Annotated in this window: 16 protein-coding genes; 12 read left to right on the top strand and 4 right to left on the bottom strand. The window is 56.5% G+C overall.

Going from position 1 to position 21,508, the window contains the following annotated elements; all coding sequences use genetic code 11:
* Positions 1-244 precede the first annotated feature (244 nt).
* Positions 245-2,500, bottom strand: coding sequence for a TonB-dependent siderophore receptor (locus AAEZ09_RS19955; RefSeq protein WP_350600507.1), 2,256 nt, complete (start codon positions 2,498-2,500; stop codon positions 245-247).
* A 221-nt stretch (positions 2,501-2,721) separates the two neighbouring features.
* Here AAEZ09_RS19955 and AAEZ09_RS19950 point away from each other — a divergent pair, with 221 nt between their 5' ends.
* The 7 genes from AAEZ09_RS19950 (at position 2,722) to AAEZ09_RS19920 (ending at position 13,795) form a co-directional block, all read left to right on the top strand.
* Positions 2,722-2,946 carry an RNA polymerase sigma factor gene (locus AAEZ09_RS19950; protein WP_350600513.1) on the top strand — a complete coding sequence of 75 codons (225 nt, stop codon included), beginning with the start codon at positions 2,722-2,724 and terminating at the stop codon, positions 2,944-2,946.
* A 187-nt stretch (positions 2,947-3,133) separates the two neighbouring features.
* Positions 3,134-5,299, top strand: a complete 2,166-nt coding sequence (locus AAEZ09_RS19945; protein WP_350600505.1) for a methyl-accepting chemotaxis protein — start codon at positions 3,134-3,136, stop codon at positions 5,297-5,299.
* Between the two features lie 151 nt (positions 5,300-5,450).
* Positions 5,451-6,281 (top strand): alpha/beta fold hydrolase, encoded by an 831-nt coding sequence (locus tag AAEZ09_RS19940; RefSeq protein WP_350600504.1) that lies wholly within the window; start codon positions 5,451-5,453, stop codon positions 6,279-6,281.
* A 323-nt stretch (positions 6,282-6,604) separates the two neighbouring features.
* Positions 6,605-6,769, top strand: coding sequence for a hypothetical protein (locus tag AAEZ09_RS19935; RefSeq protein ID WP_350600503.1), 165 nt, complete (start codon positions 6,605-6,607; stop codon positions 6,767-6,769).
* A 310-nt stretch (positions 6,770-7,079) separates the two neighbouring features.
* Entirely contained in the window at positions 7,080-8,204 is a 1,125-nt protein-coding gene (locus AAEZ09_RS19930; RefSeq protein WP_350600502.1) for a response regulator, read from the top strand.
* A 93-nt stretch (positions 8,205-8,297) separates the two neighbouring features.
* A complete protein-coding gene (locus AAEZ09_RS19925) occupies positions 8,298-12,848 on the top strand; it encodes a CHASE domain-containing protein (protein ID WP_350600500.1) in 4,551 nt (1,516 codons plus the stop codon).
* 11 nt (positions 12,849-12,859) lie between these two features.
* Positions 12,860-13,795 carry a diguanylate cyclase gene (locus tag AAEZ09_RS19920; protein WP_350600499.1) on the top strand — a complete coding sequence of 312 codons (936 nt, stop codon included), beginning with the start codon at positions 12,860-12,862 and terminating at the stop codon, positions 13,793-13,795.
* Between the two features lie 79 nt (positions 13,796-13,874).
* On the opposite strand, the gene AAEZ09_RS19915 is transcribed toward AAEZ09_RS19920, so the two are convergent.
* Positions 13,875-14,270: a RidA family protein gene (locus AAEZ09_RS19915; RefSeq protein WP_350600497.1), complete on the bottom strand. Its 396-nt coding sequence runs from the start codon at positions 14,268-14,270 to the stop codon at positions 13,875-13,877.
* 140 nt (positions 14,271-14,410) lie between these two features.
* Here AAEZ09_RS19915 and AAEZ09_RS19910 point away from each other — a divergent pair, with 140 nt between their 5' ends.
* Entirely contained in the window at positions 14,411-15,325 is a 915-nt protein-coding gene (locus tag AAEZ09_RS19910; RefSeq protein ID WP_350600496.1) for a LysR family transcriptional regulator, read from the top strand.
* Positions 15,326-15,576: 251 nt separating this feature from the next.
* On the opposite strand, the gene speB is transcribed toward AAEZ09_RS19910, so the two are convergent.
* A complete protein-coding gene (speB, locus tag AAEZ09_RS19905; protein WP_350600494.1) occupies positions 15,577-16,530 on the bottom strand; it encodes an agmatinase in 954 nt (317 codons plus the stop codon).
* A gap of 8 nt (positions 16,531-16,538) precedes the next feature.
* Positions 16,539-17,618 (bottom strand): extracellular solute-binding protein, encoded by a 1,080-nt coding sequence (locus AAEZ09_RS19900; protein WP_350600493.1) that lies wholly within the window; start codon positions 17,616-17,618, stop codon positions 16,539-16,541.
* A gap of 215 nt (positions 17,619-17,833) precedes the next feature.
* On the opposite strand from AAEZ09_RS19900, the gene AAEZ09_RS19895 reads away from it, so the two are divergent.
* The 4 genes from AAEZ09_RS19895 (at position 17,834) to AAEZ09_RS19880 (ending at position 21,334) form a co-directional block, all read left to right on the top strand.
* Positions 17,834-18,733, top strand: a complete 900-nt coding sequence (locus AAEZ09_RS19895; RefSeq protein ID WP_350600492.1) for a LysR substrate-binding domain-containing protein — start codon at positions 17,834-17,836, stop codon at positions 18,731-18,733.
* Positions 18,734-18,942: 209 nt separating this feature from the next.
* Positions 18,943-19,407, top strand: a complete 465-nt coding sequence (locus AAEZ09_RS19890) for a DUF3429 domain-containing protein (protein WP_350600490.1) — start codon at positions 18,943-18,945, stop codon at positions 19,405-19,407.
* Positions 19,404-20,723, top strand: coding sequence for an ABC1 kinase family protein (locus tag AAEZ09_RS19885; RefSeq protein ID WP_350600489.1), 1,320 nt, complete (start codon positions 19,404-19,406; stop codon positions 20,721-20,723). Before AAEZ09_RS19890 ends, AAEZ09_RS19885 begins: the two co-directional genes overlap by 4 nt.
* Positions 20,724-21,055: 332 nt before the next feature.
* A complete protein-coding gene (locus tag AAEZ09_RS19880) occupies positions 21,056-21,334 on the top strand; it encodes a hypothetical protein (protein ID WP_350600488.1) in 279 nt (92 codons plus the stop codon).
* Positions 21,335-21,508 lie beyond the last annotated feature (174 nt).

Here is a 21,508-nt window from a genome sequence, read left to right as displayed (position 1 = left end):
CGCTGCGGGGCGCCTGATGCCCCGCGTTATCGTTATCCTCCATCGCGAGCAAGCTCGCTCCTACAAGGTTGTTAGAAACGGTACTTTGCCGAAGCCGTGATGCTGCTCGGAGCGCCGTAGGTGAGGGCACCATTGGTTTGTAGGAGCGAGCTTGCTCGCGAAAAACCTGAGGACGCTGCGGGGCGCCTGATGCCCCGCGTTATCGTTATCCTCCATCGCGAGCAAGCTCGCTCCTACAAGGTTGTTAGAAGCGGTACTTCGCCGAAGCCGTAATGCTGCGCGGGGCGCCGTAGGTCAGGGCACCGTAGGCATCGAAGATGTCGAAGTACTTCTCGTCGGTGACATTGTTCGCGTTGACCTGTGCCGAGAGGTTGTCGGTGATCTCGTAGCGCGCCATCAGGTTGACCAATGCATAGGCGTCCTGCTGGATTTTCTCGGAGTTGCCGGCCGGGTTGGTGGCGTAGGTATAGATCGAGTCCTGCCAATTGACGCCGCCGCCGATAGTCAACTTGTTGAACGCGCCGGGCAGGCGGTAGGTGGTGAAGGTACGCAGCAACTTGGTTGGGTACAGCGTGTTCACGTCGTCGCCATTGGCATCTTCAGCGGTGAACTGGGTGTAGCCCACCGAGGCATTCCAGTCGGTGGCGAGTTCGCCGGACACTTCCAGCTCGAAGCCCTTGCTGGTTGCACCTTCGCTGGCTTCGTATGCAAAACCGCCGACCGGGTTCGAAGGATCAATCAGCACGCCGGTGCTTTGGCCAAGGTTGTCCTGTTTGATCTGGAAGATCGCTGCGGAGGTGTTCAAGCGGCCGCCGAAGAACTCGCCCTTCAGACCCATTTCGGTGCTCTCGCCGACGATGGGCTCCAGTGTCTGGCCACTGCTGTCGCGCACCGATTGTGGCAGGAAGATTTCGGTGTAGCTGGCATAGGCCGAGATGTTGTCGGTGAGGTCATAGACCACGCCGGCATAGGGGCTCAATTCATGGTCAACATCCACCTTGCTGACTTCCGAGAACACGTCGTCACTGGTCTTTTCGTACCAGCTCTCGCGCGCGCCCAGAATCACTTTCAAGTCGTCGGTCACGTTCAGGCGGGTGGCGGCATAAAGACCCTTCTGGCGAGTCTCGCTGTAGCCGTAATCGGTGCGCGGGCCCCAGACCGGCTCGGCAAAGTTGCCGTCGTAGGCATCAAAGTCGGCCACGCCCTCAAAGCCGGTTCGCGCATCCAGTGAGTCGGCGTCGAATTTCTGCTTGCTGTCCACGTAACCGAAGGCCAGCTCATGCTCGCGGCCCAGCAGCGAGAACGGCCCATTGAAGCGAATGGCGTAGTCGTCCTGAGTGGTCTCGGTCTTGTAGGTCGCCGGGAATGAAGACATTGGCGCGCTGCCGTTGCGGCCTGGATTGCCCGAGAGGTAAAGCAGGGAAGAGTCACCGGTGCGTTCGCCACGGTTGTAGCTGAGGTTCATCTGCCAGTCGTTGGCAAATTTGTGATCGAGATTGACGAAGTAGGTGTCGTAAGTGGTGTCCCACTTGCTCCATTTGGCCGAGGTAGTCTTGGAGCGGCTCCAGTTGGTCCGGCTGCCGTCCGCGTACCAGACCGGCAGGCCGCCCCACATCGGCGAGTCTGTCTTGTTTTCCTGGTGGCTCAAACCAAACCAGAGCGTCGTGTCTGGCGTCAGGTCGATGTCCATGGTGCCGTAGAGGGTCTGGCGCTTGTCGGAGTTCATGTCGATCCAGGTGTCGCCCTCGTTGGTCTCGCCAACCAGACGCGCGCGAATCGTGCCTTCCTCGTTCAGCGCAGTGGACACATCAGCCTCGACGCCATAGGTGTCCCAGGTACCGGCGCTCAGTTCCACCGAGCCTTTGAGGGCGGTGCTGTTGGCGCGCTTGCGCACCATGTTGATCGACGCCGAAGGGTCGCCCGCACCGGTCATCAAACCGTTGGCGCCGCGCACCACTTCAACGCGGTCATACATGGCCAGGCTGCTGAAAATCTCCCCCGAACTCCACGGCTGCTCGTAGATGGTGGGCACGCCATCGATCATCAACGAGTTGAGCTCGAACCCGCGGGCGTTGAACTGCGCGCGGCTGGTCTCGTAGCGGTTCACCGACACACCCGTGGTGTTGTTGACCACGTCGACGATGGTCTTCAAATCCTGATCCTGGATGCGCTGCTGGGTAACCACGCTGACCGACTGCGGGGTCTCGCGCAGCGACATGCTCAAAGGCGTTGCAGTGCGAGCCGCATCTGTCGTGTAGGAGTTCGTGTCTTCGGTTACGGCACTGCGTTCGCGGGCGGCAGTCTCGGTGATCGCGATAGGGGCCAGGTTCAAAGAGTTTCCATTCTCTTTTTGTTTAGTCTGTTCCGCCGCCTGCACCGAGGGTGCAGTCAGGGCGATACCGGCAGCAAGAACGTGCACTGCCAGGGCCAGAGGGCGCAGCTGGGATGGCGAGCGCTGCGTGGCGGAGTTTTTTGAACGCGAAGAAAGGGGGGCGATCATGCGAATTCTCATTCGGTTTACTGTTATTGAGAATCCTTATCATAAGCAAATGTAATTATATGTGAAATGAGGTTTTTACTTATTTGGGAGCATTTATCATTTGCGATGGCGTTTTAGCTCCTGACCTGGACCGTTTGCTGATTTATGGCCCTACCTGAACGCCTCACCCTGACCCAGTTGGTTGAGATCCCCCCGAGAAGGCCGCCGGCACTCGTCAGGAACTGGAGCTGCTGGCCCTGGCGCTAGGAGATCTCCCAGAGAAATATCGGGCCGTCTTCCTGCTGGCCCGCTGTGAAGGGTTCACCCAGCGCGACATCGCCGCGCAACTGAACATCAATGAAAGCACCGTCGAAAAGCAGGTCGCCAAGGGTATGCAACACTGCCGCGCCTGTCTTGAGCGGGGGTATGCCGGCAACAGATCCAGGCTGACTTCGACCGCAGCTTGATTGTGGCGCCGTCGAGTGAAGGCGCTCTTATGGAGCGCGTTCGGCCCGGTGCACTGGGTTGAAGCAAGTTGCGGGTCTCATGAGCAAGGGCTGAGTGACCCAACCTGCCAAGATTGTTAGCCTGCTCACGAATTGGCTTGGACTTTGCTATCAATTTGCCATCTTAAAGTCGCGGTGGGTGAAGCAAATGTCGCTATCAAGTCATTCAATGCAGTTGTCCCCTAACGAAAAGCGCTGGCTCCCCTGGTTTGGAAAGACCGGGAAAATCATGATGGGCTGGGCGTACTGGCTCAATCGCTCTGCCGCCCCGGTGCTCGAACAAACCTTCGAGGCGATCACTGAAACCCGGGTTCAACTCCTGCAAAACTGGACGGGTGAGCAGTGGGACCATCTGGCCGAGCTGGCTGATAATATCGGCCGGGATTTCGTCCATATCGACAGCACTTCGTTAATGGACAAGCTCGCCCAGGCAGAAGATTTTTCCGAGCTGTTCGTCGTTGACCCAAGCGGCAACCTCATTGCCTCGACATGGAATAGGCGCGGCAAAACCCCTTTCGCATATCCCCGTGCACTGGTCGAAGGCCTGAAGGCGCCGTTTCTCCATGGCCCTTATATTGATCCATTGACCCTGCAGATCGGTCCATCGTCCTCGCGCTTTCACGATGAAGTGACGCTGATGTTCTACCAGCCCGTACAGGTCGATGGGAAAGTCCTCGGCTGCCTCTGCGGTCGCGTGCCCAATGACGTGCTGGGTGATCTCATCCAGCGTGAGGCCGGGCACCTGTACGCCGAGTCTGGCGATAACTATCTGTTTATGGCGCAGTCGCGGTTTGATCCGGCCATCAAGCCGGGCACCGCCTTGTCCCGCTCACGTTTCGAGGACGGCACGTTCACCCACGGCGAAAATCTGAAAAGCGGGGTGAATACGCCGTGGAAGACCGTGCAGATTCAGCGCCACACTGAGCTGGAGCTGCGCTTTACCGACCCGGCCACGCAACAGCTGCACCCGGGCGTACGCGAAACCATCCGCATGGGTTCCAACCTGTTCGTTACCTATCCTGGCTACTCGGACTATCGGCACATTCCGGTCGTCGGCAAGGGGGTTACTTTCCAGTTGCCAGGCTCCCATGATCGCTGGGGCATGATGTGCGAAGCCGATCTGGAGGAGGTCTACCGGCGGCGCTCGCTCAGCTATGGCTTGATGAAACCTTTCCTCGCGACAATGACCGCGTTGCTGGCGTGCAACGTCATGGTCCAGCATTACAGCGGCCTGGCCCAGGACATGATCGATGCCATCGAGATCCTGAGCATGGTGTGTGCCACGGTCCTGTTCAGCCAGTGGGGGCCCAAGAGGCTTGCGGCCAGGCTCAACGAGATGACCGGAGTGATCAGGACCATCGCCGAGGGTGAGGGCAACCTGCGACAACGTCTGGACACCACGCGCATGGCCAACGATGAAACCGGGGACATGGGGCGTTTGATCAACAGTTTCATTGACCACCTGGATTCGGTGGTAGGGCAGGTGGTGAAAGCCAGCAATAATGTCGGCACCACCAATCAGATGATGCTGGGGCGCAGCCAGGAGGCCGGCGTCACGTCCTCGGAGGTCGCGCATGCGGTTCATCGCCTGATGATCATCGTTGAAGACCAACTGGGCGAGATCCAGCAGGCTTCGGCCAGCGCAGAACAAATGAAGCAGGCGATGGATGAGGTGGTCTCCCGTGCCCGCGAACAATTTCTCGCCGTACAGGAAGGCACGCAGTCCATTCGGGATGTGGTACAGCGCTCTTCTTCCAGCGTGCAGTTGCTCGACAGCAACATGACCCAGATCGGCAACATCACCGGCTTGATCAGCGACATCACCAACCAGACGAATCTGCTGGCACTCAATGCAGCCATCGAGGCGGCACGTGCGGGTGAGCACGGGCGAGGCTTCGCGGTGGTCGCCGACGAGGTACGCAGCCTCGCCTCACGAACTTCACGGGCGGCGGACGATATCAGGCAGATGGTCGAAGGTTTGCAGAACGAGACGCAAAAAGCCGTCAGCTTCATGGAGGAGGGCGTCAAGGACGTCGATAACAGCCTGCGCCTGGCCGAAGATGCGTCCTCGGAAAACGTACAGTTGCACCAGGCCGTGGAGAGCATGTTTGTGATTATTCAACAACTCAACAAGCACAGCCTCGACTGTGGCAAGACAATCAAGAAGGTCGACCAGTCCTCATTGGAAATGCGCCAGACCGTAGTGGTGCTGCAAAACAGTGCTGAAACAGTGAGGCTCAATGCCAACAAACTGCAAAAGCTCGTCGGCCAATTCGAGGTCAGTAGCAACGTCGAGCGAGGGGCGGCCGCCTGATTTTTCTCGGCGAGACACTGATTGTCGTCAGTTCGCCTATTCTCATGGTCCACCCGGGAAAACCATTGGCCTTGAAGTGACTGCAAACCTGAAGAGGCCGGGTGGCCAGGCAGCGCGCAGAGGCCCGTCATTTCATTCTGGAGATGCGAGCATGGGCTACGTCACTACGCAGGACGGTGTTGAGATCTTTTACAAAGACTGGGGGCCACGCGATGCCCCGGTGATCTGCTTTCATCACGGATGGCCTCTCAGCGCGGACGACTGGGATGCGCAGATGCTGTTTTTTCTGGCGAACGGTTATCGGGTGATTGCGCACGACCGGCGTGGCCACGGGCGATCCAGCCAGGTCTGGGACGGGCACGACATGGATCACTATGCCGATGACGTCGCGGCTGTAGTCGACCATCTGGGCGTACAAGGCGCAGCCCATGTGGGGCATTCCACCGGAGGCGGCGAGGTCATCCATTACATTGCTCGCCATGGCGAAGACCGAGTGTCGAAGGCCGCCATCATCAGCGCCGTGCCGTCCTTGATGGTGCAGACCCCGAGCAATCCCGGCGGCTTGCCAAAATCGGTTTTCGATGACCTGCAGGCACAGCTCAAGGCCAACCGCGCACAGTTCTACCATGACGTTCCGGCGGGACCTTTCTACGGGTACAACCGCCCTGGGGCAAAACCGTCCGAGGGGATCATCCTGAATTGGTGGCGGCAAGGCATGATGGGCTGTGCCAAGGCGCACTATGACGGGATCGTGGCCTTTTCCCAGACCGATTTCACCGAAGATCTGAAGCGCATCACCATTCCAGTGCTGGTGATGCACGGTGATGATGATCAGATCGTGCCGTACGAAGACTCTGGACCTTTGTCGGCAAAGCTCCTGCAAAACAGCACACTGAAAACCTATTCGGGCTTCCCCCACGGAATGCCGACGACCAACGCCGACACCATCAACGCCGACTTGCTCGCTTTCCTGCGAGGTTAGGCAAAGGGGCAGGGGTTGCTTGAATTTTCACAGCCCCTGCACCATCACTGTCCATGTGCGTGAACAGTGATGTCAAAAACCAGGGGTTATTTTTTCTTCGAGTAGTCCACTAAGCATCCGGATACCCACTCCCAGGAGACCTGCCCACGTGGATAGTGGGCAGGTCAACTCATCGCGGGGGCTAGCGCAAGCTACGGAACGCCGCGCGAAGTTCCCTGGCAAATAACTCCGGTTGTTCCCACGCAGCGAAGTGCCACCCCTTGTCCACTTCGTTGAAATAGATCAGGTTGTTCTACCGGGTCATGACCATTTGCGTGTGCAACTTGTTCGCGTCTCTGATTATTTTGATGGTTCTGGCCAGCCTCGATACCGGAGGTCTGTCGAACGGCGTCCGCGCATTGTTGCTGCTAATGCTGCCGATTCCTTTGGTGATGGTCTTTTATTGGCTGCTTGCCAAAGCCATGCGCAAGCACCGTGTGAATGAATAGCTTTCGGCCCAATGGGCACTGCTGTATCAGATAGTCCAGTTCAGCTGGCTTTGCTGCTCTCGCCACTAACCCCCCAGCCTAACTACCTGTGAGCTGTTTGCCCGCTTGTATAGTTCGCGGGTCAGGAATAGATTCGATCCTTCAAGGATCCTATCAAGCTGCAAATCAAAGGGAAATTGCCGGGATTTACTCAAAATCGCTCGGTAACAACCTCACCCTCTGATCTCCACGACGTCCATGTTTGCTGTTGGCTGATAGTCAGCCGCTAAGACGTTGCGAGGTTGGGTATCAATCCATTGAGGATTACCGAATGCGTGTGATGATCCTGGATGATGACCCCTGGATATCCGATCTTTTAAAACAGCTCGTGTTGAGCATCCGTCCGGTTGCTCAGGTCGATTGCTTTACCGATGTGGCTAGCGCTTTAGACGCCTGGCAGCCAGGCACCTATCAATTGGTGATGGCTGACTGGAATCTACCGGATGCCCCCGGCGTCAAACTGTTGCAGAAAATTCGTGAAAAAGATCAAAGCACGCCGCTGATCATGATCACCGGGCGCGCTGATCGAGACAGTGTACTGGCGGTAAAATCGCTGAGGATCAGTGCCTTTTTCACCAAGCCATTCCAGGTTTCACGCGTCGTAAAATGCCTGGACGCGCTCCTTCCGCTTGATGAGCGCCCCTTGGCGATGCCTGTCAAAACTGAAGACCTGGTCAGCTATCTCGGTGGTTTGTCTGCGGATGAGTTGGACTTGCCTTTACTCGCCTCGGTAAAAGACAAACTTCAGCTCGGCTATGGCGGGGTGCCAATGGATTTACGAGCACTCGCCAATGATTGGCAGTATGACCCGGCGCTATGCGCCCACTTGATTGCCGCCGCCAACGGTGCCGCGTATCTCGGGCTCGGCCAGCCATGCACGAATTTGAACGCTGCTCTGGCACGGTTAGGAGGGCTTACCAGCGTGAATCTGGCGATTAGCCAGGCCCTGCGACAGGCCAATACTCAACCTGACGGCATGCTGGTGACTTTTATCCAGGCTCATCTGGATGATGCCGAGCGTTTAGCTGAACGAGTGGTGCTCCTGGCTCAACGATGTGGCCTGGATCCCGCCCCGCTGCAAAGTGCGGCCCTGCTGCACCGCATGGGCGAACTCTGTGTGTTGTACCAAACTCAGAAATGGGAGAACCAGGGCAATAGCGTGGCCGAAGAAACGCTTACCCACGCTGTCCGTGATTTCTCAGCACCTTTTGCCATTCGCTTGAAAGCGAGCTGGGGGCTGCCTATGGCTCTACGCGACCTGATAGGCGCAATTTACGCGTTGCCCCACATGCAAGTTCGCCGCGAACAAGTGGTGATGCGCCTTGCTGCCGCCATGAACAACGGCGAACCCGAACCAGACATAGACAGACTTCAACGATTAGCTGGCCTGACATGAGCGTATTCGTGGTTTGCAGGTTGGACATCTTGCGGCGCCCCAACAGGGTTTGAACTTTAATTTTGAAGGCTGAAGGCCTTCTGCAGTGGGGCAATGCGGGTGAGAAGGCATAAGTTTTTCGCATGGAACTGGCTGGTAGCTATCACTCTGGTCGTGGGGTTAGGGGCAAGCATTCTGGGAGGCTGGATCCTTGAACGCAGCAACGAACAGCAGGCCCAACAAGCGATTAGAGCGGCGACCGAAGAGGCCGCAGAGTTGGTTTTAATGCGTCTCAATCTTTACCAGTACGGTTTGCGAGGTGTTCGTGGAGCGGTGCTGACAGCAGGCGAATATGATATTAGCCGTGAAGTATTTCGCCGATATCACAGAACCCGTGACCTCGCTTTCGAGTTCCCCGGCGCCAGTGCCTTTGGTTTTATCAGGCGTGTACCAGAGCGCGATGAAAACGAGTTTCTCAAGTCTGCTCGATCTGACGGCCCAGCGGATTTTTCCATTCATCAATTCTCAGCCCATTCAGGCGAGCGCTACGTTATTCAGTATGTCGAACCGGCTGAAGCTAACCAGGCTGCCATTGGCTTGGACATAGCGTCAGAGACATCGCGGCGAGAGGCGGCACAATCTTCGATACAAAGCGGTGCTGCACGGATCACTGGGCCAATCACGTTAATACAGGCCATGGGGAAACCGCAGCAGTCTTTCCTGGTGTTGATGCCTATCTTTCGCGACGGACTGACTCCGGTGAATGTTGCTGATCGCGAGGCCGCAGCTTTTGGCTGGAGCTATGTCGTGTTGCGGACAGAGGAGGTACTCAGAGGGCTGCGCATAGAAGATGAGACGGTACATTTACGATTAAGGGACATCACCGTCCCAGGACAAGAGAAACTGTTTTATGAAAGCACCGCCGACTCGGGTCACCGTGAAACGCTGATGACCCATCAGCTGGAGCGCGAGGTATACGGGAGGCGGTGGCAAGTCGAACTCGGCGCAAACTCGCTGTTTATCCAGCGCCTGCATCAGGTCTCACCAAAAGTTGTGCTGTTTTTCGGTGGTTTTCTCACGCTTCTTCTTGCGACCCTGGCGAGTGTCGTGAGTGTCAGCCGTCAACGTCGGCGGCAGATACTTGTCGAGCAGGCCAGGCTGGCTTCCATCGTCGAAAGCTCGGGCGATGGCATTATTGGAAAAAACCTCGATGGCGTCGTCACCAACTGGAACCAAGGGGCCGAGCACCTTTTTGGTTATACCACCGAGGAAGCCGTGGGCCAGACACTGGCCAATTTGATAGTTCCGCTAGCGCTTGTCACAGAGGAAGCTCATATCCTTGCGCGCATCAGGGCGGGTGAGCGCATCGACAGCTTTGATACGCAACGCCATCACAAAGACAGGCGACTGATCGATGTCTCCGTCAGCATCTCACCCATTTATGGCGAGGGTGGTGGCGTCATTGGGGCGTCCAAGACATTAAGGGATATCTCGGCGAAAAAAGTGGCAGAGGCCCGAATCCTTGAACTCAACTCCAACCTCGAAGAGCAGGTTGCGCAACGAACATCCGAGTTGCGGCATCTCAATCTGTTGTTGGACACGGTACTACGCTCGGCTACTGAGGTATCGATCATTGCGACGGATCTCGATGGGGTTATCCGTGTGTTCAACAAAGGCGCCGAGCATTTGTTGGGTTATGACGCCGTTGAATTGGTAGGCAAAGGCACCCCGGCGCTCTTCCATGTCACAGAGGAAGTCGCTGCACGTGGCGTTGAGCTGAGCGAGGAGTACGCTCAGCCTATCGACGGTTTCCGTGTGCTTACCCATAAACCTGAGCTTGAAGGCGCAGAAACCCGGGAGTGGACTTACACACGCAAGGATGGCTCGCGGTTTCCTGTCACGCTAGTGGTCACCTCCATGCGCGATGCCGATGGGGTATTGAGCGGTTACCTGGGGATTGCGGTAGACATCACCGAACGTAAAGCGGCAGAAAAGGAACTGGCGGCGAGCCTGAAGACGACACTGGAACAACGCAGCGAACTGATGGCTGTGCACGATCAACTGCTGATGGCTGCTGAAGTGGCAGAATTGGGCGTCTGGTCCTGGACGTTGGCGGACAATAACCTGCAGTGGAATGACCGTATGTTCGAGTTCTACGGGCAGTCACTGACGTTGCGGCATACCGGTGTGAACTATATGCACTGGTATTCACGTGTTCACCCTGAGGATGTCGTGGCAGCGGCTGCAAAGTTGAATGCTGCCGTCGAGGGGACTGATGTGTATGACACTATTTTTCGTGTCGTTCGCCCGGACGGTCAGATCCGCTTCATACATGCAGGCGCGCAGGTCGAACGCGATCGAAACGGTGCAGCTTCGCGGGTGACCGGTATCAATCGGGACATCACCGTCCAGCGCGAGCTGGAGTCTCATCTGCTTTACGCCAAGGAACAGGCCGATGCAGGGAGTGCGGCCAAGTCTGCCTTCCTGGCCAACATGAGTCATGAAATACGCACACCGATGAACGCGGTGTTGGGTATGTTGCAGTTGGTACAGAACACTGACCTCAATGGCCGCCAACTCGATTATGTGATCAAAGCGCAGACCGCTGCAAAATCACTGCTGGGTTTACTCAATGACATCCTCGATTACTCCAAGATTGAGGCGGGCAAACTGCAACTTGATGTGCACCCGTTCGAGCTCGAACCGCTCTTGTGTGACCTCGCGGTAGTGCTGGCAGGTAACCAGGGCGAGAAGCAGGTTGAGGTCATGTTCGACCTGGACTCCAATTTACCGAACGACCTGATCGGCGATAGCCTGCGACTGCAGCAGGTACTGATCAATCTGGCGGGCAATGCCCTCAAGTTCACCCTGGAAGGCCAGATCGTGGTCAGCATTGAACAACTGATGCGCACGGAGAATGCTGTGAGCTTGCGCATCGCCGTTTCTGATACCGGCATTGGTATCAGCCCGGAACAGCTTGAGCGCATTTTTGAAGGTTTCACTCAGGCCGAGGCCTCGACTTCCCGGCGCTTTGGCGGCACAGGCCTGGGATTAGTGATCTGCAAGCGGTTGGTCACCCTGATGGGTGGTGAACTTCACGTGGAGAGCCAGCAAGGTGTCGGGAGTCGTTTCTGGTTCGATATCACTCTGGATGTAGCGCCGACGTCACTGCCGGGAACCGCCGGCACTGGAATCCATGTGTCCTTACGGATTCTGGTCGTCGACGACAACGCCATGGCAGGTGAATTGCTATTGCGAACCGTTCATGGATTGGGATGGAAGGCTGACCGCGTCAGCAGTGGCACACAAGCGGTGGATTGGGTGAAGAAAGCCCAAGCGCGAGGTGAGGCCTACGACGTGGTGCTGATGGACTGGCGGATGTCCGATATGGATGGGCTGAGCGCTGCGCAATTGATCCAGCAGCGGGGTAACGGCGTACCACCTCCGATGGTCATTATGATCACGGCATACGGCCGCGAGGTATTGGCCGACGTCCACCAGGCGGGAGACGCTCCCTTCGTGGGGTTCCTCACCAAACCTGTCACTCCCAGGCAACTGGCCGACGCTGTCCAGAGAGCATTCAAGGGCAAAGACCTTCTGCAGTCCCCCGTTCCCCGCTCAACGCTTGAGAGACCACCACGTCTGGCCGGGCTACGGCTATTGGTGGTGGAGGACAACATGCTCAATCGACAGGTAGCCAATGAGTTACTGAAAAGGGAAGGCGCGCTGGTGACACTGGCTGAAGGCGGGCTGGAAGGTGTGAGCAAGGTGATGAATGAGCGTGTGTCCTTCGACGTCGTACTAATGGATATCCAGATGCCAGACATTGATGGCTTGGAGGCGACTCGTCGCATTAGATCGAACCCACGCTTTGCAACACTGCCGATTGTGGCGATGACCGCAAATGTCTCCAATACCGATCGTGAAGCCTGCCTTGCTGCGGGGATGAATGATCATATCGGTAAACCTATAGACTTGGAGCAACTCGTCGTAACGCTGCTCTCTCAGGCGGGCAGTGAAGATAGCCAGGCAACATTGACCTTGGGACAAGTCAATTCAGGAGACGGCGTTATAGAGTCTCGTGCATCAACTATTGACCGCTTTGGTGGTGACCTTGATTTGATCCGTAACGTGCTGCGTACCTTTGGCCCTGAGATGGAAAAACAGCTTGTGCAGTTGCGTGATCAGATCCAGCGGCAAGATGCATCGGGAGCTGCGTTTGTACTCCATACCATTAAAGGTAGCAGCGGCACTATGGGCGCCAAGGCATTGTCGCTGCTGGCAGGCGACCTGGAGCACACATTCATATCTGCCGATTCTGAGTCTGTAGCCAGTCTTTTGGCCGACCCGATATGGTTTGACGGGTTGAGCAGGTTACTGCAACAGAGCCTTGAGCAAATGAATGCCGATTTTGCCCAGGACCTGCGTGTTGAAAGCAATGCTGACGAGGACTCCATGGCGTCGGCGCAATGGAGAGAGTCCCTGGAGGAGATTTTGCTATTGTTGGAAACGGGAAACCTGCAAGCCATAGAACTGGCAGACGCATTGGCGCCAAAAATGCCGCACTCCCTGCGCCCACAGTTCGACGAACTGGTTGTCAGGGTGCAGTCGCTAGACTTTCGCGCTGCGATGCCGATTGGTCGTGATCTGCTGAGATCTGCCTGATGGAACAATCGATGGAAACCTGGTTACCCCATTCCTTTAAACGTCCAAAACTCCTTATTGTTGACGATCAACCGACTAATATCCGGGTACTTCATGAGCTATTTCGTGAGGACTGTGATGTGTTCATGGCCACCAGCGGTGAGCAGGCAATCGGCGTATGCCAGAACCAACTGCCCGATTTGATTCTGCTGGACGTGGTCATGGAGGGTATGGACGGGCATGAAGTCTGCCGTCGACTCAAGGTTGATCCTATGACCCAAGGCATACCCATCATATTCATTACCGCACAGCAGCAGGAGTCAGATGAGATGCAGGGGCTGGCGCTTGGCGCGGTGGACTTCATCACCAAACCCATCAATGCCACCATTGTCAGAGCACGGGTCAGAACACATCTGACCCTGAAACTACAGAGCGATCTGCTGCGTTCCATGGCATTGATGGATGGGCTTACTGGAGTGGCCAATCGACGTAAATTTAATGAGGACATAATGGCGGGTTGGCGTCTGTGCTTTAGAGAGCAAAAGCCGCTATCGCTCATTTTGGTGGATGTCGACTATTTCAAACTCTACAACGACCGGTACGGACACCAGGCTGGCGATGATTGCTTGAAATCCGTTGCCCAAACGTTATCTGAAACAGTTAGACGGCCCTATGACCTGGTGGCTCGATATGGTGGCGAAGAGTTCGCCTGCATTCTGCCCAATACCGTGCTTTCGGGGGCGGTCGAGATTGCAGAAAGAATGCAGGAGCGAGTTCGGGCATTGGGCATCGAACATTCTGCTTCTGATGTAGATCGTGTTGTGACTGTTTCCCTAGGCGTTGCAACATTGACTCCCACTAGAGAACTTGAATTCCAGGCTTTGATAGAAGCTGCGGACAAGCAACTCTACGAAGCGAAGAAGGCAGGCAGGGCGCGGGTGAGTTCATCTGCGACGTCGTCCAGTTAAGCGTTTCTCCAATTGCTGACGGCATGTTCGGTTGGAGGCTCACTTTTTACAGCGACGGGGTAAAAGACCCTGGCCGGCACTATTGCGGTAGTTTGGCGATCACCTTGATCTCGAAGTCAAAGCCTGACAACCAGGTCACGCCTATAACGGTCGCCGTGGGGTAGGGAGCGTCGCCCCAGTACTCGGCCGCAACTTCCCAGATAGTTTCGAATTTCGAGTCGGGGTCTACGATGAAAATGGTCGTGTCGACCACATCCTCGAAACGACTGCCGGCCTCGGCCAGGATCGCATTCAGATTGGTGAAGGCCAGGCGAACCTGTGCCGCGAGGTCCGACTCGGCCGAGCCATCCTTGCGGCTGCCGACCTGACCGGATACGAACAGAAAGCCGTTGGAGCGAATCGCCGGCGAGTAGCGGTGCAGTTCGTACAGTGCATGGCGGTCAGGCGGGAAAACGACATCACGTTTGCTGATCATTGCATAGCTCCTTCGGGGCCATCGCGGCCCGCTGTTTACGATGGAGCCACTGTAGAAAGAAGGCAGACCTGGATAAACGGGCAACTCTGGTCATGACTGTTTGTAGAATCCAAATTATCCAGACCCGAGAGAGGCGTGAAATGGACCGTTTCGATGCAATGCAGGCCTTTGCCCGAGTAGTGGAAACCGGCAGCTTCACCAAGGCGGCAGCCACCCTGCACATGAGCAAGACCACTGTGACGCAGCTCGTTCAGCAACTGGAAGCGAGGCTACGCGTGCGCCTGCTCAACCGCACTACACGCAAGGTCAATGTCACCGCCGACGGCGCGGCCTACTACGAGCGCGTCGTCCGCCTACTGGTCGATATGGACGACGCCGAGACCAGCCTGTCCAGCGCATCGATGACACCGCGCGGGCGGCTGCGTGTGGATGTACCCAGTCCACTGGCGCGAATGCTGCTGATACCCGCCTTGCCGGGGTTCTTTGCTCGCTACCCGGAAATCCAGCTGACCCTGGGCGTGAGCGATCGCATCGTCGACATCATTGGCGAAAACGTCGACTGCGTGTTACGTGGCGGTGAGATCACCGATCAGTTCCTCGTGGCAAGGCATGTGGGCGATTTGAAACTGGGCATCTACGCCGCGCCCGACTATCTGCAGCGCTTCGGTACGCCGGAGCATCCCCGTGAGCTGGACGAGGGCAGGCACAGTACCGTCGGCTTCCTCTGGTTTCGTACTGGCAAAACCTTGCCTTACGCGATGCAGAGGGGTGAGGAGCGCATTGAGGCCCGAGGCCGCCCGCAATTGACGGTCGACGACGGGAATGCCTACCTCGCCGCTGGCCTGGCTGGGCTGGGCATGATCTGGCTACCGCAGTACATGGCCAAACCGCACCTGGCCAGCGGCGAGTTGCTGCCGCTGTTTGAGGACTGGCACATGCCGCCAATGCCGATGTATCTGGCATTCCCGCCGAATCGCCATGTCAGCGCCAAGGTGCGGGCATTTATCGACTGGGTGATGGAATTGATGGCCGAGCATGCGCCGGTGGTACGGTGAAACAGGTGCAAGCCATTTCAGGGGATAGGCACTCTAACGCCTGCTGTTGTCTGTTTCCTGCGTGTCGCAAAGTGCTGCAATCGACCCATAGTAGTCGTTCAGATAAGCAGGTTGAGCGGGCTTAGTAAAAGCTACTCGTCTCAACCATTACCCGTGGTAATGCAGCTTAGTATCAAGGCGATGTCATCTCCTCACGTTCGCGTGGCGCAAGTGAAAGGCTCTTCATCGCTTTTGGGGCCTCTTCTGTCAGCTCATAATTTATGTCGAGCCGCATACAGGCAGATCATTTCCATGGCGAGCGCCGCCGCTGCCAGTGCCGTGATTTCAGCATGATCATAAGCAGGGGCCACCTCGACCACGTCCATGCCTATCACGTTAATCCCGCGTAGTCCGCGCAAGATCTCGAAGGCATGGAAGGTGGACAAGCCACCACATACCGGAGTGCCGGTGCCGGGTGCAAATGCCGGGTCCAGGCAATCGATATCAAACGTCAGATACACCGGGTGGTCACCGACTCGTTCACGAATCATGCGGGCAATATCTTGAGCGCTGCTGGTATTTGCTTGCCGAGCATCCACGACCTGGAAGCCCATCACATCATCGTTGGTCATGCGCTGGCCGATCTGAATGGATCTGGATGGTTCAACCAGACCCTCCCTGACTGCGTGATAGAACATTGAACCGTGATCGATGCGCATTTCATCACCATCCGATTCGGTGTCATGGTGCGCATCAAAATGGATCATGGACAGTGGGCCATGTTTGGCGGCATGGGCTTGCAGCAACGGATAACTTATGAAGTGATCACCCCCTAGCGTCAACATCGCAGCGCCGGCCCCCAGAATGTGATCGGCGTGCGCTTTGATTGCGGCCGGGGTCTCTTGAGGTGAGCCATAGTCGAAGGAGCAATCACCGAAATCAACGCAGGCCAACACGTCAAACGGATCAAAGTCCCATGGCCAATGCCGCGCCCAAGCGGATTGAACGGAGGCCTCACGAATTGCGCGTGGACCGAACCGACTGCCCGGCCGGTTGCTGGTCGCCGTGTCGAAGGGCACGCCGCTGATGACCAGGTCCACGCCTCGAAGATCACGGCTGTAGCGCCGACGCATGAAACTGGTAATACCGCCGTAAGTCGATTCAGCGTTAGTGCCATACAGGCTTGTTCGGGTGATCGCCTGATCGGTTGGGTTGTTATTTTCCATGGAGATACTCAACGTTGACTACGAAAGTTGGACCAGACACGTGTGCGCTCACGCATGAGTTGCAGGGCCATGGGCTCCTCACCGAATAAGGTGTTGCGCACGGCAGCGGAGGGATAGATGCCGCCATTGTCAGCAATACTTTTATCAATCAGCCGGGTTGCCGCCGTGTTGGCGTTGGCGTAATACAGGCTGTTGGTGAGGTCGGCCAGCGACTCGGGGCGGGTGATGAATTCAATGAAGGCCCGAGCCTCTTCCGGGTGAGGTGCATCGACCGGAATGGCCAGCGTATCGATCCAGTTAAGAGTGCCTTCACGAGGAATGACATAATCGATGTCGAACGGCTTTTTCGCAGTCTCAGCCATTATCCTGGCCAGGACTGCATCGCCGCTGTAAGTCAGCGCGAGGCATAAGTCGCCATTGGCCAGGTCACTGCTTTGCGTGCCGGTGCCGATGTAACGCACAGAGGGATGCAGTTGCGTGAGTAATGCCTGAACGGCATTAAGGTCAGCCCGATCCTTGCTATAAGGCGATTTGCCCAAGTAGTGCAGCGCCATACTGATCACTTCCTGCGGCGCATCGACGACCGAAATCCCACACTCTTTGAGCTTGCTCGCGTACTCGGGTTTGAACAGCAGGTCAAAGCTGTTTATTGGTGCATCGGGAATGCGTTTCTCGATCTCCTTGCGATTGATTGCCATCCCCGTGGTGCCCCAGGTGTATGGCACTGCGTAAAGATTGCCTTGATCGACTGTAGCCAGCTGCGACAAGAGCACAGGATCCAGTTCGCCGAGTCGCTGGGTCTGCTGAATGCCACTGGGTTGTAGAGCCTTGGCCTGAAGCAGCCGATCCAGCATGGCGATACTCGGAACGACGACGTCGTAGCCGCTTTGCCCGGTGAGTAATTTGGTCTCCAGCACATCGGCGCTATCAAACGTGTCGTACTGGACCTTGATACCCGTTTGCGTCTCGAAAGCCTTTAGGGTTTTAACTCCAACGTACTCTGCCCAGCCATAGAACTGCACAACCTTCTCAGCGGCCGAAGCAGGTAGCGCCAAAGCGATCAGTAGCAGTGCAAGCGTGGCTTTCATGATTTGCACCCTCCAAACTCGCTGCGGCTCGGGAGCGGCTGACTTCGTTGCAGTAAGGCATGTTCTTGGTGTGTCTGAATGGCTGTCATAGGGCGGCGCTCTTTGAATTGTTGTTTTGGCTCAGCTACCCCCCAATTGTTATTATTGCCGAGCCGTCAAACAATCTATATAAACTGCCAAATAAAATGACAATAAAACTAAACAGTTGAGCCCCTATGTCCTTTCCACCGTTGCATGCATTTCGAGTATTTGAATGCGTTGCGCGCCTCGGCCATGTCGGTGCGGCTGCTGCTGAACTCCATGTGACCCCTGGTGCCGTCAGTCAGCAGCTCAGGACGTTGCAGGGCTCGTTAGGTATTGACCTGTTTTACAAACAAGGTCGCCACCTCGTGCTGACGCAAAGCGGGCTAGCGTTGCAACGCTCGGTGGCTCGTGGCATTCACGAAATAACTGAAGGCGTGCGCCAGATAGCGCAGGAGCACTTCAAAGAACCACCAGCAAAGGTGCTGACGATTTCTACCGAACCAATTTTTGGCGCAACCTGGCTGATGCCCAGGCTTTTCGCATTCCGGGCGGAGCATCCTCATATTCAGCTTCGGGTGATTAGCGCCGACGATCTTGGTGATGTGGACTGGCGCAGAGCAGATATCGCGGTGCTCTATGACGCTCCGATCTGGGAAGGGTTCTGGTGGCGCCCCCTTCAACCCTTGCACATGTTTCCAGTCTGTTGCCCACAGTTGTTGCGAGGTCCGCATGGTTTGCGACAACCGTCGGATCTGATTCATCACCGGCTATTGCACGAAGACGACGGCACACAATGGCGGCGCTGGCTGCTGGAAGCCCGTTTGCCGTATCCGGGGGACGCGGACGTCCATTTCGAGGACTTTGGTATCGCACTACAGGCTGCGCGGGATGGGTATGGGGTAGCGTTGAGTGATGAAATCAACTCATCGCGGGACCTGGCAGAGGGGCGGCTGGTGCAGCCTTTCTCAATGAAAGTTCCAGCCGCCATGGATTACTACTGCATTTGCAATGAAGAAAGTCGCGGCGTCCCTGAGGTCGTGTTACTGATCGACTGGCTCATTGAGAAAGCGAGGGCCACTCCATCGAATTAACGATCAACATCCAGATGTTCTTCGAAGGCGTTTTTGAATGGCTGCTTGTGTCTGTGGATTCAACCGGCCTGTCGCAAAGCGCTGCAATCGACCAAAACCGCCGGTCAATCAAGGAAAGGATTAAACCACTGTACTAGTGCAAAGCATTGGCATCAGGCCGCAGCTTTTGGGTCTACAGTCTTGTATATCCGGCACTGGAAGAAACTGAAATGAACCTGTCGTCTTCGATCTCGCCGCCAAGGCATATCGTCCTGCTGGGCTATGGCGGTTTGCTACCGTTTTTGGGTCTCGCGCTACTCATCCTCACTTCTCAAGAATATCGACCTTTTTGGGCTGAGGCGCTGGTCAACTATGGCGCTGTCATCCTGAGCTTCATCGGCGCCTTGCACTGGGGCTTCGGTATGTCAGTGCAAAACATGAGTGCCGAACTGCGCCGCGACCGGCTTATATGGAGCGTCATCCCGGCTCTTATCGGTTGGCTCAGCACGTTGCTGCCGGTGCCATTGGGTTGCTTGCTGTTGATCGTCGGATTTGTCGTCCACTTCTGGCAAGACAGAGAGTTGGTTCGGGTGGTGAGCCTGCAAGCCTGGTACCTGCCATTGCGATTGCGCCTGACTGCTGTGGCTAGCGTTTGCCTGCTTATTGGCGCAATCGCTTTAGTTGTTTATTCGTGAAACCGCGCCTGCCCGAATCGTCTGCAGTGCCGGGCAGTCGCTTGTCGCGGCTGATGCGTTTTGGCAGTTTGGCCTCGGGCGTGGTGGGCGGCATGCTGGCCGAAGGTGCGCGGCAGTTGGCTCAAGGTAAACGTCCGGCGTTCAGTGACCTGCTGTTGACGCCGGGTAATGCGCAACGGGTGGCCGAGCAACTGTCGCAATTGCGTGGTGCGGCCATGAAAGTCGGACAGTTGTTATCCATGGATGCGGGGGATTTGTTACCGAGCGAGCTTAGCGACATTCTTTCTCGCCTGCGTTCTGACGCGCATCCGATGCCCATGAGCCAGTTGGTAAAGGTCCTTAACGAAAGCTGGGGTAAAGGCTGGGAAGGGCGCTTCGAACGGTTTTCCTTCACGCCATTTGCGGCAGCATCCATCGGCCAGGTTCATGCTGCGCAAGGCAAAGACGGCCAGCGTCTGGCAATCAAAGTGCAATATCCAGGTGTGCGCGAAAGTATCTCCAGCGATGTGGATAACGTCGCTGCTTTGCTGCGCATGTCCGGGCTGCTGCCTCACGGCATGGACGTCGCACCGCTGCTCCAGGAGGCCAAGCTTCTACTGCAAAATGAAGCGGATTACCTGAAAGAAGCCATGCACTTACAGCGCTTTCACCAACTGTTAGCCGACAGTCCGGACTTTCTGGTTCCTCGCCAGTATGTCGAGTTCAGTACGCCGAACATTCTGGTGATGTCCTTCGCCGACGGCGGCCCACTGGAGACCCTTGAACACGCGCCACAGGCAGAGCGCGACCGCATCATGACATTGCTGTTCGGCCTGCTTCTGCGCGAGGTGTTTGAGTTTCAGTGCGTCCAGACCGACCCCAACTTTGCCAACTACCGTTACCAGCCAGAAACCGGGCAGTTAGTGTTGCTCGACTTCGGTGCCACGCGCCTTTATAGCCGCAACAGCACCGAGGCATTTCGCAAACTGCTCGTTGCAGGCCTGCGTGAGGACCGCGCCGCCATCACCGAGGCAGCGCTGGATGTCGGCTACTTTCAGCCTGAAACCCTGCCCAGGCATCGGTTATTGCTGACTGACCTTATCTGCCAGGCCTGCGAGCCACTGCGGCATCAAGGTGCCTATGACTTTGCGATGTCCGACCTCGCAGGACGCTTGCGCGATGCAGGGTGGCAACTGGGTGCCGATCGCGATTTCTGGCACACGCCACCGGTGGATGTCCTGTTTCTGCATCGCAAGGTAGGTGGGTTGTATATGCTGGCTGCGAAACTGAAGGCGAGGGTGAATGTGCGATGCCTGTTCGAGCCTTACTTAATTTGAGCGTTTCCCGAACAAGTGAAAGGGCTTGGTTGAGCACCCCTTGATTGGGCCTGACCGTGCCCGCTGTTCCGATGAAGCTTGTAGTCCGCAGCGTCGCCCACAATGGCTATTCAGGTTTGGCGACTTGATTACAGACAATGCGATGCCTATGCGCTTTGTTCGCAGGGGCCATCGCACCCGCAAAGCCGCTTTTTTAATGGCGGCTGTGCGCGGGAGACCTTCGGGTCTGCCGGTGTTCTCTGTGCCGGTTCGCCAACCTGCGCACAGCTGCCACCCAATCGTTTGGCGACGACTGAGTGACGGCATTGAGCCAATCAAACAGAGATCTTCAAATGAATCGATACACCCCCCTTTCCGGACTCGACGAGATTCCGGCCGCACTGCTCATCGACACTCAAGCCCCACTCGACGTCCTTCTGGCCATGGCCGATTACCGCATCCGCACGGTCACGCAGGTGCTGGAAAACATCGCCTTCCGCGCCGAGATTGGTTGCGACACTGTCGTGCTGGCGGACTTTTCCAGACTGCTGGCCATTCCGCTGCGTGATGGTTGTGACCTGCTGGAAGTGGTTGGTAAACGGTTACGGGCGCAGGCGTCGGCGTCGGCGTAAATCAAAACGGGCATCTTGAAGGTGCCCGTTTTTTTGTGGAACTGACACCCTGTCCTTTTTTAGCCGGCGTTCGGTGATTTTCAAGTCCAAGAGGATAAGCATCAGCTGTTTATCAGTGCTTATGGGTATGCGCAAAAAGCATTGAAACTAAAAACATTCAGCATTAGACGACAT

It is taken from the genome of Pseudomonas sp. 65/3-MNA-CIBAN-0223, from assembly GCF_040310425.1.
GTDB lineage: Bacteria > Pseudomonadota > Gammaproteobacteria > Pseudomonadales > Pseudomonadaceae > Aquipseudomonas > Aquipseudomonas gregormendelii.
Note: the sequence above shows the minus strand (reverse complement) of the source record. Positions and strands in the feature narration are given on the sequence as shown.